Origin of the sequence: Streptomyces chartreusis NRRL 3882 (assembly GCF_900236475.1) — a bacterium.
Taxonomy (GTDB): Bacteria; Actinomycetota; Actinomycetes; order Streptomycetales; family Streptomycetaceae; genus Streptomyces; species Streptomyces chartreusis_D.
Map to the genome: position 1 here is coordinate 6975317 of NZ_LT963352.1, position 13658 is coordinate 6988974.

Consider the following 13658-nt stretch of genomic DNA (forward strand, 5'->3'; position numbering starts at 1 on the left):
ACGGCGCGGTTCACTCGGGCTCCTCCTGCCAGCGGTAGCCGCGCGGCGTCACCATGCGACCGGCGATCTCGCGGGTCGCGGTGTTGCCCACGGTGACGACCGTCATCATGTCGACCGTCGCCGGGTCGAGCGCGGCCAGAGTCGTGAGCCGGGCGGACTCGTCCGGCCGTGAGGCGTTGCGCACGACACCGACCGGCGTCGTCGGCGCCCGGTGCTCGGCGAGGATGCCCAGCGCCTTGGGCAGCTGCCAGTCGCGGCCGCGGGAACGCGGGTTGTAGAACGTCACCACGATGTCGGCCTCGGCCGCCGCCCGTACCCGCCGCTCGATGACCTCCCACGGCGTGTGCAGGTCGGACAGGCTGATCGACACGTGGTCGTGGCCCAGCGGCGCGCCCAGGATCGCGCCGGCCGCGAGCGCCGCCGTCACGCCGGGCACACCGACCACGTCGATGTCGTCGGAGGCCTCGGCGAGCGCGGGGGAGGCCATGGCGTACACGCCCGCGTCCCCGCTGCCGATCAGCGCGACGGCCCGCCCCTCGCGAGCCTCCTCGACGGCCGTGCGCGCCCGCTCCTCCTCGGCCCCCAGCCCCGACTCCAGGATCCGGGTGCCGGGCCGCAGCAGATCGCGGATCTGGTCGACGTACTGGTCGAGTCCGACGAGCACGGAGGCGCGCCGGAGTTCGGCCTTCGCGCGCGGCGTCAGCAGGTCCCGGGCACCCGGCCCGAGCCCGACCACCGCGAGCCGCCCGCGCCCCGGTCGCCGTACGACGGCACAGGTCGCCATGGCGGGGCTGGCGGCCGACTTCCGCTTGGGGACGAGGAGTTCGCCCCCGCGCACCAGGGCGGCGGCCTCCGCGACCGAGGGGGTGCCGACGGCGGTGAGCGGCGCGTCGGACGGGTTGGGCACGTCGACCCCGGCCAACTCACCGGCGGGGTACGTCACCAGGGGCACACCGAGCCGCCGGGCGGCCTCGACGATGCCGGGCTCCTCGGCCTTGGCGTCGACGGTGGCGAGCTCGGCGACCGACGCCGCGGACAGCCCGGCCTCCCGCAGCGTGCCCTCGACCAGCCCGAGCACCTCCTCGGCGGGAGCGCCCTTCGACGCCCCGACCCCGACGACCAGGGACGGCGGGCGCAGCACCACCTCGCGCTCGGCCACCTCGACGAGCCGGTCGGTCAGCCGGATCGTGCACGCCCCCTCGGCGGCCACCGGGAGCGCCGGCAGCGGCCAGGCCACCTCGGCACGCAGCGCCACCGCCTCACCGTCCAGCAACGCCCGGGAGACCCCGGCGACATCGCCCTCCACGGGCAGGCCGAGGGTGTCCAGGCCGGGCAGGTCCACGGCGTCCGTCGCCGTGGTCACGACCGGCTCGGCACCCAGCAACTCCCCGACTTCCCGGGCGAGTTCGTTGGCCCCGCCCGCGTGCCCGCCCACCAGGGACACCGCGAACCGCCCGCCCTCGTCGACGCACACCACGCCCGGGTCCGCCGTCTTGCCGGACAGCAGCGGTGCCACCAGCCGCACCACCGCGCCGGTCGCCAGGAAGCACACGAGCTGCTCGCACTGCGCGAACGCGGCCCGTACGGCGTCACCGACGGGACCCTCGTACACGCGTGTGCGGTCCGGCCACGCGGCGGCAAGCCGGTCCCGCGCAGCCGCGCCCGCCGTCGTGGCGGAAATGAGGCCGATCACTGAGCGACTCCTTCTGCGATGTCTTCCCTGCGTTCGACAGGTACGGGAGGCCGGACCATCATGAGCGGGCACCCCGTTCGCGCAGGGCCTTGCGGGCCTCGGGGTCGGCCTTGCGGTAACCGTGGAAGTGGCCCGGGTGGTAGAGGTGCGAGCGCGTGCCGTGCGCGTCGAGCGCCGGGCCGACCAGGAACAGCGTGTGCTTCCAGAGCTTGTGCTCCTTGACCGTCTCCTCCAACGTGCCGACCGTGCACTTCACGACCAGCTCCTCCGGCCAGGTCGCCTGGTACGCGACCACGACCGGGGTCGTCGTCGGATAACCGCCCTCCAGCAGCTCCCGCACCAGCTGCCCGCTGCGGGCGGCGGAGAGGAAGATCGCCATGGTGGTGCCGTGCTTGGCGAACTCGCGGACCTCCTCCCCGGGCGGCATGGGCGTCTTGCCCCCGCCCAGCCGGGTCAGCACGACGGACTGGGCGACCTCGGGGATGGTCAGCTCGCGCCGGGCGAGCGCGGCGACCGCGGAGAAGGCGGACACCCCGGGCACGACCTCGGTCGCCAGGCCGATCTCGGCACACCGGTCGAGCTGCTCCTGGGTGCCGCCCCACAGGGCGGGGTCACCGGAGTGGATCCGGGCCACCTTCAGCCCCTCCTCGCGCGCCCGCTCGTACACCGCCACCACGTCCTCCAGGGACAGGGCCGCCGAGTCGAGGATCTCCGCGTCCCGGCGCGCGTGCTGGAGGACCTCCGCCTGGACCAGGCTGGCCGCCCAGATCACCACGTCGGCCTCGGCGATGGCGCGCGCGGCACGGAACGTCAGCAGGTCGGCGGCGCCGGGGCCGGCACCGACGAAGGTCACCTTGCCGGTGGGGGCGTCGGCCATGGGGTTGGTCCTCTCGTACAGGGGGGTTACCGGTGGGGCAGGGTGATGGACGGGCGCGTCAGAGCTTTCCGCCCCGGCCGCCGTCGCGCCGCGCGGGGGAGATGAGCGTCGACAGATAGGGCAGGGGAGTGCCGTCGAGTTCGGCGGCCGGCCGGATCGACTCCTCCGTCAGCCCCAGCGCCGACCCCCACACCGCGTCGCCGATCCGCCCGGTCTCCCGCAGCGCCTCGCCGACCTCGTGCGCCTGCCGGCCGAACTTGTAGGCGACGACGGTCCCGGGCCCGGCGAGGGCCTCCTTGAGCACGGTCGACCCCGCCGTGACGGGCACGAGCGTGAGCGGCTCGGTCCCCTCGGTCAGCACGGCGCCCGACCGCGCGGCGAGGTCCTGCATGGCGGTGATCCCGGGCACGGTCTCGACGACGGTCCCGGGCACCAGCTCGGCGATGGTCTGCGCGAGGTAGGTGAAGGTGGAGTACACGTTGGGGTCCCCGATGGTCGCGAAGGCGACGGCGCCGTGCCCGCGCAGCAGCTCGGCCACCCGCTGCCCGGCCGCGTCCCAGGCCGCCTCGCGCCGGGCCCGGTCGCTCCGCTCGTTCAGCGCGAACACGACCCGGACGACCTTCTCCTCGGGCACGTAGTGCAGCACGGTCGCCTCGGCCCGCCCGCGCTCGCCCCCGTCCTTGCCATCGGGCGCAGCCATCACGGGCACGACGACGACGTCCGCCTCGCGCAGGGCGTTCACGCCCTTGACGGTCACCAGCTCCGGATCCCCGGGCCCGACCCCGACCCCGACCAGCCTGCTGCTCATGACGTCCGGCACCTCTCCACGAACCGACGGGCGACACCGGGCTGCGCCGCCCAGTGCGTGTGCAGATAGCTCGCGTGCACACCGCGCTGCACGAACCCCTCGACCCGCCGCCGAGGGGTCTTGAGGCCCCAGGCGGGTTCGGCCCCCGCCCCGGGCTCCACGGCGGTCCGGTGGAACTCGTGCCCCCGCATCCGTGTCCCCGCCGCCGCGAGCACACTGTCGCCGACGGCCACCGCGTCCCGGTACCCCAGGGTCAGCCGTCCGGTCATCCGCGCCCCGGCGTCCAGCACCCCGCACATCGGCTGCCCGTCCAGCTCCCGGCACAGATACAGCAGCCCGGCACACTCGGCGGCCACCGGAGCGCCGCTCCCCGCCAGGTGCGCAACGGCCTTCCGCAGGGGTTCATTGGCGGACAGCTCGGCGGCGTACACCTCGGGGAACCCGCCCCCGATCACCAACCCGCGCGTCCCTTCGGGCAGTTCCTCGTCCCGCAGCGGATCGAAGGGCACGACGTCGGCACCGGCGGCGGCGAGCAGCTCGGTGTGCTCGGCGTAGGAGAAGGTGAACGCGGGACCACCGGCGACAGCGACCCTCGGCTTCGGCTTCTCGTCCGACTGCGTCGAGTGGTGGGTGGACGAGGAAACAGCCTCAGCCGCATCCCAAGCCGCACCCGACAACGCCCCCGCACCCCGCGCCAACCCCATCAACGCGTCCAGATCACAACCGTCGGAGACCTGCGCGGCCATCGCCGCGACCGCCTCCACCGCCTCGGCCCGCCGCTCGGCGACCGGCACCAGCCCCAGATGCCGCGACGGCGTGTCCACCTGCGGAGCCCGCCGCAGCACCCCGAGCACAGGCACCCCCACCTGCTCCAACGCCTCCCGCAGCATCACCTCGTGCCGGTCCGAGGCGACCTTGTTCAGGATCACGCCCCCGACCCGCACCTGCGGATCCCAGGAGACGAACCCGTGCACCAGCGCCGCCACCGACCGGGACTGCGACGACGCGTCGACGACCAGCACCACCGGCGCCCGCAACAACTTCGCGACATGAGCCGTGGAGGCCAGCTCCCCCTCCCCGGCGGCCCCGTCGTACAGCCCCATCACGCCCTCGACGACGGCGACGTCACACCCGCGCGCCCCGTGCAGGAACAACGGCCCGACCAGGTCCGGCCCGCACAGGTACGCGTCGAGGTTCCGCCCCACCCGCCCGGTCGCGAGCGCGTGGTACCCGGGGTCTATGTAGTCCGGCCCGACCTTGTGCGGGGACACCGCGAGTCCCCGCGCGGCGAACGCGGCCATCAGCCCCGTGGCGACGGTGGTCTTGCCGCTGCCCGACGAGGGCGCGGCGACGACCAGCCGGGGCACGGACGAGGACATCACCACTCGATGCCCCTCTGCCCCTTCTGCCCGGCGTCCATCGGGTGCTTCACCTTGGACATGTCGGTCACGAGGTCGGCGAAGTCCACGAGCTTCTCCGGAGCGTTGCGCCCCGTGATCACCACATGCTGGGTACCGGGCCGGTTCCGCAGGACGTCCACGACCTCGTCCGTGTCGACCCACCCCCAGTGCATCGGGTAGGCGAACTCGTCCAGCACGTACAGCCGGTAGGTCTCCGCCGCCAGGTCCCGCTTGACCTGCTCCCAGCCCTCCCGGGCCTTCTCCTCGTTGTCCAGTTGCGCATCGCGCTGCACCCAGGACCAGCCCTCGCCCATCTTGTGCCAGGCGACGGTCCCGCCCTCGCCGGAGGCACCGAGCACGCGCAGCGCGTTCTCCTCGCCGACCTTCCACTTCGCCGACTTGACGAACTGGAACACCCCGATCGGCCACCCCTGGTTCCAGGCCCGCAGCGCGAGCCCGAAGGCGGCCGTCGACTTGCCCTTGCCGACGCCCGTGTGCACGACGACGAGCGGCCGGTTCCGGCGCTGCCGGGTCGTCAGACCGTCGTCCGGAATGACACTCGGCTGTCCCTGCGGCATTACGCGGCCCTCCTCGAAGTCCCCTGCACATCCCTGACCAGCCCGGCGATCGAGTCGGCCCGCAGCTCGTCCAGCGTCACGGCGGTGCCGCCCAGCTCACCGGCGAGCTGCCCGGCGAGCCCCAGCCGCACCGGCCCCGACTCGCAGTCCACGACGACCGACGCGACGCCCTCGGCCGCGAACAGCCGTGCCGCCCGCCCGGCCAGGGCGACCGGCTCCGGGCCTCCGGTGGCCCGCCCGTCCGTCACCAGCACGACCAGCGGCCGCCGTGCCGGATCCCGCAGCCGCTCCACCCGCAGCACGTCGTGCGCGCGCAGCAGCCCGGCGGCCAGCGGTGTGCGCCCGCCGGTCGGCAGCGACTCCAGCCGGGCCGCCGCCGCGTCCACGGACGAGGTCGGCGGCAGCGCGACGTCGGCGCCCGAACCCCGGAACGTCACCAGCCCCACCTTGTCGCGCCGCTGGTACGCGTCCAGCAGCAGCGACAGCACGGCCCCCTTCACGGCACTCATCCGCTGCCGCGCCGCCATCGACCCGGAGGCGTCCACGACGAAGAGCACGAGGTTGCCCTCGCGCCCCTCGCGGGTCGCCTGCCGCAGATCGTCCCGGCGCACGACAAGACCCGGCCCGGACCGCCCGCGCGCCCGCTGGTGCGGTGCCGCGGCCTGCACGGTCGCCGCCAGGTGCAGCTTGGTGAGCGCGCCCCGCGGCCGCCGGGCCCCGGTCGTCCGCCCGTGCTCGGTCCGCGCCCGGGAACGCCGCCCGGTGGCCCCCTCGCCGATCCCGGGCACGCTCAGCACCTTGGTCCTGAACGGCTCCGCCGCCCGTACGGCCGACTGCTCACCGGCCCCGGACGGCTGCGGCTGCCCGTTCTCCCCGGCCTCGGGCGGAGCCCCGGTGTCATCGCCCTGGGGCCCCTCGTCGGGCTCGGGCTGCCCGCCGCCCCCGCCGGGCCCCTCCGGGCCCTGGTCGGGATCGGGGTCCGGGTCGTCGTCCCCGGAGAACTCCTCCAGGGTCTCGTCCAGCTTGTCCTCGTCCAGCCCCGGCGCGTCGAAGGGGTTGCGCCGCCGGCGGTGCGGCAGCGCGAGCAGCGCGGCCTGCCGGACGTCCTCCGCGAGCACGTCCGTACGCCCCGCCCAGGCCGCCAGCGCCGTCGCCGTGCGCGCCATCACGATGTCGGCGCGCATGCCGTCGACCTCGAAGGCCGCGCAGGTCGCCGCGATCTGCCGCAGCGCCCCGTCGCCCAGCCGTACCGACGGCAGCAGCTCCCGCGCCGCGACGATCCGCGCCCGTACGTCGGCCTCCTCGTCCGCCCACCGGGCCGCGAACCCCTCCGGATCGGCGTCGTAGGCGAGCCGCCGCCGGACGACCTCCACCCGCTGCTCGGGCTCCCGCGAGGCCGAGACCTCCACGGTCAGCCCGAACCGGTCGAGCAACTGCGGCCGCAGCTCGCCCTCTTCGGGGTTCATGGTGCCGACGAGCAGGAACCGTGCCGCGTGCCGTACGGAGACGCCCTCGCGTTCCACGTACGAGGCGCCCATCGCGGCCGCGTCGAGCAGCAGATCGACCAGGTGGTCGTGGAGGAGGTTGACCTCGTCCACGTAGAGGATGCCGCGGTGCGCGTCGGCGAGCAGGCCGGGCTCGAAGGCCTTCACGCCCTCCGACAGCGCCCGCTCGATGTCCAGCGCGCCCACCAGCCGGTCCTCCGAGGCGCCGACGGGCAGTTCCACCATCCGGGCCGGACGGGACCGGCCGGCGGTTCCCGGCGCGTGCGGCCCGTCCGGGCAGGCGGGGTCGGGGGAGCCGGGGTCGCAGGAGAAGCGGCACTCGGGGACGACGTCCACCTGAGGCATGAGCGCGGACAGCGCCCGCACGGCGGTCGACTTGGCGGTGCCCTTCTCACCGCGCACCAGCACACCGCCGACCGCCGGCGACACGGCGTTCAGCAGCAGTGCGAGCCGCAGGTCGTCCTGGCCGACCACGGCCGTGAACGGGAACGGGGTGCTCACTTGTCGTCACCTTCCAAGTCGCCTTCGAGCTCCAGGTAGGTGGCGCGCAGCCGGTCCAGCGTCTCCGCGTCCGGCTCCGCCCACAGTCCGCGGTCGGCGGCCTCCAGCAGCCGCTCGGTGATGCCGCGCAGCGCCCAGGGGTTGGACGTCTTCATGAAGTCCCGGTTCTCCGGGTCGAAGACGTACTCGGCGCTGAGTTTCTCGTACATCCAGTCGTCCACGACCCCGGCCGTGGCGTCGTACCCGAACAGGTAGTCCACGGTCGCGGCCATCTCGAAGGCGCCCTTGTAGCCGTGCCGCCGCATGGCCGCCATCCAGCGCGGGTTGACCACCCGGGCGCGGAACACCCGGTGGGTCTCCTCGCCCAGCGTGCGGGTCTTCACCTGGTCCGGAGTGGCCGAGTCGCCCACGTACGCCTCGGGGCTCGCGCCCGTCAGATGGCGGACCATGGCGACCATGCCGCCGTGGTACTGGAAGTAGTCGTCGGCGTCGACGAGGTCGTGCTCCCGCGTGTCGACGTTCTTCGCGGCGACCGCGATCCGCCGGAACGCCGTCTCCATGTCGCCGCGCGCGGCCCGCCCGTCGAGGCCCCGCCCGTAGGCGTAGCCGCCCCAGACCGCGTACACCTCGGCGAGGTCCGCGTCGGAGCGCCAGTTGCGCGCGTCGATCAGCGGCAGCAGACCGGCCCCGTACGCCCCCGGCTTGGAGCCGAAGATCCGGGCGGTCGCCCGGCGCCGGTCGCCGTGCTCGGCGGTGTCCTCGTCGGCGTGCGCCCGGACGTAGTTCTGCTCGGCGGGCTCGTCCAGCTCGGCGACCGCGCGGACTGCGTCGTCGATCAGCCCCACCACATGCGGGAACGCGTCCCGGAAGAAGCCGGAGATCCGGACCGTCACGTCGATGCGCGGCCGGCCGAGCTCCTGCGGGGGGATCACCTCGAACCCGGTCACCCGGCGCGAGGCGTCGTCCCACACCGGGCGGCAGCCCAGCAGCGCCAGGATCTCGGCGATGTCATCGCCCTGGGTGCGCATGGCCGAGGTGCCCCACACCGTCAGGCCGACGGACTCCGGGTACTCACCGGTGTCGGTCAGGTACCGCTGCACCAGCGAGTCCGCGAGCGACTGCCCGACCTCCCAGCTCAGCCGGGACGGGATCGCCTTGGGGTCGACGGAGTAGAAGTTGCGCCCCGTCGGCAGGACGTTGACCAGACCGCGGGTTGGCGAGCCGGAGGGACCCGCCGGGACGTAACCGCCGTCCAGCGCCCGCAGGATGTGCCCGATCTCGTCGCTGGTCCCGGCCAGCCGCGGCACGACCTCCGTGCAGGCGAACTCCAGCACCGCCACGGCGTCGGCGACGTCCCCGCCGAGCACCTCCCGGACCAGCGCCGGGGCCTCGGCGACCGCCCAGCCGCGCTCCTCCATGCCCTCCGCGATCCGCCGGCACAGCTGCTCCAGCAGGTCGATCGCGTCGGCGGCGGTGCGCGCCGGGCCCGCCACCAGCTCCGTCAGCTCCGCCGGCACCTTCACCGCAGCGCCCGGCTCGGCCAGCAACTCCTTCTCCACCAGCCCGAAGTGCGCCGCCAGCGCCGCCCTGAGCCCGGGCAGCGCGTCGGCCTGCCCGCCCCACACCTGCGAGGCGCGCAGCACCGCCAGCACGAGGTTGACGCGCGGCTCACCGACCGGGCCGCCGCCCAGGATGTGCAGGCCGTCGCGGATCTGCACGTCCTTGATCTCGCACAGATAGCCGTCGATGTGCATGACGAACTCGTCGAACGCGTCGTCGTCCGGCTGCTCGTCGACATGCAGGTCGTGATGGAGCTCGGCGGCCTTGACGAGGGTCCAGATCTGCGCGCGCACGGCCGGGGCCTTCGCCGGGTCCAGGTCGGAGACGAGCGCGTACTCGTCCAGGAGCTGCTCCAGCTTGGCCAGGTCGCCGTAGGTGTCGGCGCGGGCCATCGGCGGCACCAGGTGGTCGACGACCGTGGCGTGCCCGCGCCGCTTGGCCTGGGTGCCCTCGCCCGGGTCGTTGACGATGAACGGGTAGATCAGCGGCAGCTCCCCGAGCACGGCGTCCGGGGCGCACCCGCCGCTGAGCCCGAGGCCCTTGCCGGGCAGCCACTCCAGCGTGCCGTGCTTGCCCATGTGCACGATCGCGTCCGCGCCGAAACTGTTCTCCAGCCAGCGGTAGGCCGCCAGGTAGTGGTGGGACGGCGGCATGTCCGGGTCGTGGTAGATCGCGATCGGGTTCTCGCCGAAGCCGCGCGGCGGCTGGATCATCACCACGACGTTCCCGAACTGCAGGGACGCCAGCACGATGTCGTCCCCGTCGACGTAGAGGCTGCCCGGCGGCTCGCCCCACGCCTCGGTCATGGCGTCCCTCAGCTCCGGGTCGAGCTTCTCGAACCAGGCCCGGTAGTCCGCCAGCGGCACCCGGGCGGGCGCGGCGGCCAGCTGCTCGTCCGTCAGCCACTCCACGTCGTGCCCGCCGGCCTCGATGAGCCGGTGGATCAGCTCGTCGCCCTGGTCCGGGTACTCGGTGAGGCCGTACCCGGCGTCCTTGAGGGCGTCCAGCACCCGCACCGCCGAGGCCGGGGTGTCCAGCCCGACGGCGTTGCCGACGCGCGAGTGCTTGGTCGGGTACGCGGTGAAGACGAGCGCGAGCTTCTTGTCGGCGTTCGCCTTGTGCTTCAGCCGCGCGTGCCGTACGGCGATCCCGGCGACCCGCGCGGCCCGCTCCGGGTCGGCGACGTACACGGGCACGTCGTCCGCACCCTGCTCCTTGAACGAGAACGGCACGGTGATCAGCCGCCCGTCGAACTCCGGGATGGCCACCTGCATCGCGGCGTCCATGGGGGAGAGGGCGGCGTCGGACGCCTCCCAGGCGCGCCGTGAGGACGTCAGGCACAGCCCTTGCAGCACGGGGATGTTCAGCTCGGCGAGGGCGCCGATGTCCCAGGACTCCTCGTCTCCGCCCGCGGAGGCCTGCGAGGCGTGGGTGCCGCCGGCGGCGAGGACGGTGGCGACGAGGGCGTCCGCCCGCCCGAGGAGCTCGTACAGCCCCGCGTCGGCCCCGCGCAGCGAACCGCAGTAGACGGGGAGGGCGTTGGCGCCCCGCGCCTCGATCGCATCGCACAGGGTGTCCACGAAGGCGGTGTTGCCGCTCAGCTCGTGTGCCCGGTAGAAGAGCACGCCGACGGTCGGCCGGCCCGCCTCCTGCGCGCGCTCGCCGCGGACGCCGTACTCCGGCATCCGCTGTGGGGCTGCGAACCCCTCGCCCGTGAGCAGCACGGTGTCGGACAGGAACCGCGCCAGCTCGGTGAGGTTGGCCGGACCGCCCTCCACGAGGTACTTCAGCGCCTCCGCCACGACACCCGCCGGCACCGACGACTCGGCCATCAGCTCCGCGTCGGGCACCGCCTCGCCGCCCAGCAGCACGGTCGGGACGCCGGAGGCCTTCAGCGCGGCGAGCCCGTCCTCCCAGGCCCGCTTGCCGCCGAGCAGCCGCACGACGGCGATGTCCGCGCCGTCGAGGAGGGCCGGAAGCTCCTCCTGGACGTCCACGCGGGTCGGGTTGCCGATCCGGTACGAGGCACCGGAGGCGGCCCGGGCCGCCAGCAGGTCCGTGTCGGCGGTCGACAACAACAACACAGTGCTCATGCGGGTGCTCCCGGTGGAATGAAGGGCAGTCCTCGCGGCGCGCCCGACTCGATGAGCCGCCACAGCGCGTCCGTGTCCGCGTGCTGTTCGATCAGGTCGCCGAGCCGGTCGAGCTGCTCCTCGCGCAGCGCGGCGAACGAGGTGTCGGGCGCCGGCACGAAGCGGCGCCCGGCGGCGGCCGCGACCTCGCGCAGGAAGGCCCGCCGGAACCCGTCCGACTCCAGCGAGCCGTGCCAGTGCGTGCCCCAGGTCTGGCCGACCCGGCAGCCGTCCAGGAAGGCGTCCCCGCCCTGGACGTCGGCGACGCCGTGGTGGATCTCGTACCCCTCGACGCGCTCCCCGAGGGCCTCGCCCTCCGGCCGCGTGAGGGTCTTCTCGCGGGCGAACCGCACCCGCACGGGCAGGACCCCGAGCCCCTCGACATGGCCCCGGCGGCTCTCCACGTCGTCCTCGATGTGCGCGCCGAGGATCTGGAAGCCGCCGCAGATCCCGAGGACGGGCCGCTGCTCGGCGGCCCTGCGCCGAAGCGCGTCGGCCAGTCCGCGCTCCCGCAGCCACTCCAGCGCACGGACGGTGCCGCGGGTCCCGGGCACGATGACGAGGTCGGCGTCGGCGAGTTCCTCCGGCCGGTCCACGAACCGCACGACGACACCGGGTTCGGCGGCCAGCGCGTCCACGTCCGTGAAGTTGGACATCAGCGGAACGGCACAGACCGCGACCCGCAGCACGTCCGCGCCGACCGGCGGGGCCACGACGGACTCCCGGACCGTCCCCCGCAGGGAGACCCGCAGCCCGTCCTCCTCGTCGATGCCCAGCCCGTGCCGGAAGGGCAGGACGCCGTACGTACGCCGCCCGGTGAGGCCCTGGAGCATGTCGAGCCCCGGCTCCAGCAGGGAGACGTCCCCCCGGAACTTGTTGACGAGGAACCCCGCGACGCACTCCTGGTCCTCGCGCGACAGCAGCGCCACGGTCCCGAAGAACGAGGCGAAGACACCGCCCCGGTCGATGTCGCCGACGACGAGCACGGGGAGCCCGGCGCCCCGGGCGATCCCCATGTTGACGATGTCGGTCCGGCGCAGATTGATCTCGGCGGGACTGCCCGCCCCCTCACAGATCACCGCGTCATACGTGCCCCGCAACTGCTCCAGACAGTCCAGCACGGTCCCGAGGAGCCGCTGCTGCCGTCCGCCGTGGTACCCGCGCGCGCTGAGCTCGCCGACCGGCTTGCCCAGCAGCACGACCTGGCTGCTGCGTTCACCACCGGGCTTGAGCAGCACCGGGTTCATCAGCGCGGTCGGTTCGACGCGGCAGGCCTGCGCCTGCATGGCCTGCGCCCGCCCGATCTCGGCGCCCTCCTTCGTCACGAAGGAATTCAGGGACATGTTCTGCGCCTTGAAGGGCGCGACCTTGACGCCCTGCCGCACCAGCCACCGGCAGATCCCGGCGGTCACGACGCTCTTGCCGGCGTCGGAGGTGGTACCGGCGACGAGAAGCCCACCGCCCGTCATGAGTCACGCCCTTTCGCGATGCGGCGCGCGGCGACACAGACACCGAGCGCGAGCCAGCCGACACGCCTGGACAGCCGTACGGCCCGTTCGACGTCCCGGGTGCGCACCCCGCGCCCGGCCCCGTTGAGCACGGGCCGGTGCTCGACGCGCCCGCCGTACGACAGGCTCCCGCCCAGCCGCACCCCGAGCGCCCCAGCGAACGAGGCCTCCACGGGCCCGGCGTTGGGGCTCGGGTGCCGGGCGGCATCGGCACGCCAGGCGCGCACCGCTCCCCGGGGATCGTCTCCTGCCAGGGCCGCGAGCACGGCGGTCAGCCGGGCCCCCGGCCAGCCCGCGAGATCGTCCAGCCGCGCGGAGGCCCACCCGTAGCGCCGGTACCGGGCCGACTTGTGCCCGACCATGGCGTCGAGGGTGTTGACGGCCCGGAACCCGACGAGCCCCGGCACACCACCGACGGCCCCCCACACGAGCGCCCCCACGACCGCGTCGGAGGTGTTCTCGGCGACGGACTCGACCACGGCCCGGGCGATCCCGTCGGCGTCGAGCGCCTGCGGATCCCGCCCGCACAGATGCGGCAGCCGCGCCCGGGCCCCCTCGACGTCCCCCGCCTCCAGGGCACGCCCGATGGCCCGGGCCTCCCGCGCGAGCGAAGTCCCCCCGACCACGGCCCAGGTGGCGGCGGCGGTCAGCACGACGGACGCGACGGCGGAGTCCCGCACGGCACGCTGGGCGACGCCGCCGAGCGTGACGGCACCTCCGGCACACACCACGGTGTGCAGCGCGCCCCACCCCCGGTGGTCCCGCCACAACACCCGTTCCACGGCGCCCGCGGCCCGCCCGAACACGGCGACCGGATGCCCCCGGCGGGGATCGCCGAGCAGCAGGTCACCGATCAGACCGGCGGCGGCGCCGTACGCGAAGACGCGACCGGCACCCATGGGCTCAGCCGGCCGCGTGGGCAGGCAGGGGTGGGGTGATGAACCTCGATCGGCAGCCGCGCATGGCGATATGTCCTCACTCAGGGTGTCCACGCCCTGGTTCGACTAGACCGGCGGTGAGAGTTCCTGGCTCCCGGGGATTGCTACCCCGGTGACAGTGGCGGGACCGCGCCGGACTCGCACCGGCTTCCTCTCCT

At 74.2% G+C, this 13658-nt stretch carries 9 protein-coding genes and 1 riboswitch; all 9 genes read right to left on the reverse strand.

Annotated elements, in window-relative coordinates; genetic code table 11:
- Positions 1-10: 10 nt before the first annotated feature.
- From cobJ to SCNRRL3882_RS31590, 9 genes are read right to left on the reverse strand one after another with little or no spacing between them, the layout of a single operon-like run.
- Positions 11-1693, reverse strand: a complete 1683-nt coding sequence (gene cobJ, locus SCNRRL3882_RS31550; protein WP_010037821.1) for a precorrin-3B C(17)-methyltransferase — start codon at positions 1691-1693, stop codon at positions 11-13.
- A 58-nt stretch (positions 1694-1751) separates the two neighbouring features.
- A complete protein-coding gene (gene cobM / locus SCNRRL3882_RS31555; protein WP_010037819.1) occupies positions 1752-2570 on the reverse strand; it encodes a precorrin-4 C(11)-methyltransferase in 819 nt (272 codons plus the stop codon).
- A gap of 58 nt (positions 2571-2628) precedes the next feature.
- Positions 2629-3378: a precorrin-2 C(20)-methyltransferase gene (gene cobI / locus SCNRRL3882_RS31560; RefSeq protein ID WP_010037816.1), complete on the reverse strand. Its 750-nt coding sequence runs from the start codon at positions 3376-3378 to the stop codon at positions 2629-2631.
- Entirely contained in the window at positions 3375-4757 is a 1383-nt protein-coding gene (locus SCNRRL3882_RS31565; protein ID WP_029181026.1) for a cobyrinate a,c-diamide synthase, read from the reverse strand. Before SCNRRL3882_RS31565 ends, cobI begins: the two co-directional genes overlap by 4 nt.
- Positions 4757-5356: a cob(I)yrinic acid a,c-diamide adenosyltransferase gene (gene cobO / locus SCNRRL3882_RS31570; RefSeq protein WP_010037813.1), complete on the reverse strand. Its 600-nt coding sequence runs from the start codon at positions 5354-5356 to the stop codon at positions 4757-4759. The genes SCNRRL3882_RS31565 and cobO overlap by 1 nt, the downstream gene beginning before the upstream one ends.
- A complete protein-coding gene (locus tag SCNRRL3882_RS31575; protein ID WP_010037811.1) occupies positions 5356-7362 on the reverse strand; it encodes a putative cobaltochelatase in 2007 nt (668 codons plus the stop codon). Before SCNRRL3882_RS31575 ends, cobO begins: the two co-directional genes overlap by 1 nt.
- Positions 7359-11015, reverse strand: a complete 3657-nt coding sequence (gene cobN, locus SCNRRL3882_RS31580) for a cobaltochelatase subunit CobN (RefSeq protein WP_063738897.1) — start codon at positions 11013-11015, stop codon at positions 7359-7361. Before cobN ends, SCNRRL3882_RS31575 begins: the two co-directional genes overlap by 4 nt.
- Positions 11012-12523 (reverse strand): cobyric acid synthase, encoded by a 1512-nt coding sequence (locus SCNRRL3882_RS31585; protein ID WP_010037807.1) that lies wholly within the window; start codon positions 12521-12523, stop codon positions 11012-11014. Before SCNRRL3882_RS31585 ends, cobN begins: the two co-directional genes overlap by 4 nt.
- Entirely contained in the window at positions 12520-13461 is a 942-nt protein-coding gene (locus SCNRRL3882_RS31590; protein WP_010037804.1) for a cobalamin biosynthesis protein, read from the reverse strand. Before SCNRRL3882_RS31590 ends, SCNRRL3882_RS31585 begins: the two co-directional genes overlap by 4 nt.
- A gap of 120 nt (positions 13462-13581) precedes the next feature.
- Positions 13582-13655: riboswitch (cobalamin riboswitch) on the reverse strand.
- Between the last annotated feature and the right edge of the window lie 3 nt (positions 13656-13658).

Bases quoted from the DNA above. Each gene is read 5' to 3' on its own strand.
- SCNRRL3882_RS31590 (WP_010037804.1), bottom strand. From the start codon at position 13,461: ATGGGTGCCGGTCGCGTCTTCGCGTACGGCGCCGCCGCCGGTCTGATC.
- SCNRRL3882_RS31565 (WP_029181026.1), bottom strand. From the start codon at position 4,757: ATGTCCTCGTCCGTGCCCCGGCTGGTCGTCGCCGCGCCCTCGTCGGGC.
- cobO (WP_010037813.1), bottom strand. From the start codon at position 5,356: ATGCCGCAGGGACAGCCGAGTGTCATTCCGGACGACGGTCTGACGACC.
- cobI (WP_010037816.1), bottom strand. From the start codon at position 3,378: ATGAGCAGCAGGCTGGTCGGGGTCGGGGTCGGGCCCGGGGATCCGGAG.
- cobM (WP_010037819.1), bottom strand. From the start codon at position 2,570: ATGGCCGACGCCCCCACCGGCAAGGTGACCTTCGTCGGTGCCGGCCCC.
- cobN (WP_063738897.1), bottom strand. From the start codon at position 11,015: ATGAGCACTGTGTTGTTGTTGTCGACCGCCGACACGGACCTGCTGGCG.
- SCNRRL3882_RS31585 (WP_010037807.1), bottom strand. From the start codon at position 12,523: ATGACGGGCGGTGGGCTTCTCGTCGCCGGTACCACCTCCGACGCCGGC.